A 551-nucleotide genomic window follows, 5' to 3' on the forward strand; every position below is an offset into this window, starting at 1 on the left:
CATCTTGTTCTAAAAACAACCTTCTTTAAAAACCTTGCTGATATTAGGCATTCTGGTAAACAATGATGAAACTATACGGGGTTAATTCCAGATAGCACTGGTTTTTCCCAAATATGATTCTTAGCCCTTATTTCATATGGTTTGTAGCCATCTGTTTCTCAGTCAAATTTAGCAAGTACACTTTCCAAAATCCCTTTAATATCAAGGTTTTGAGCGTTTTCACAAAAAACAAAATTTCCAAGCAGGCTAATATGTTGCCAAGCTACAGGTGAAAGCCGCTTAATTTGCTTGCACAGTTTCTCATCACCTCTTGCCTCAGCTTGGGTGAGTAGCTCTGATAGTAACGAAGCGTTGTAATAAATAATACAGCAAGCTAAGACTCGATTGCATTGATTGCTGATTTCTAGCGCATTTTCAGATTTCCCAAGGATTTTTTTACCATTGACTTGGAATAACGCAGAGCGTATTTGATGAAAGGCTTCACCACGATTTAATGCTCGATGTACATTTCTTCTTAGCTGAATATCATCGATATATCTGAGCATGTAAAT

1 protein-coding gene is annotated in these 551 nt (G+C 36.8%); it reads right to left on the reverse strand.

Annotation, left to right across the window (positions count from 1 at the left end; all coding sequences use genetic code 11):
* Nucleotides 1-158: 158 nt before the first annotated feature.
* Nucleotides 159-551, reverse strand: a 393-nt coding sequence (locus tag ACTS4L_RS11410) for a Tn3 family transposase (RefSeq protein ID WP_440618043.1), incomplete at its 5' end; no start/stop codon positions are given.

The sequence above is a fragment of the Cysteiniphilum sp. 19S12-1 genome, assembly GCF_052030685.1.
GTDB lineage: Bacteria > Pseudomonadota > Gammaproteobacteria > Francisellales > Francisellaceae > Caedibacter.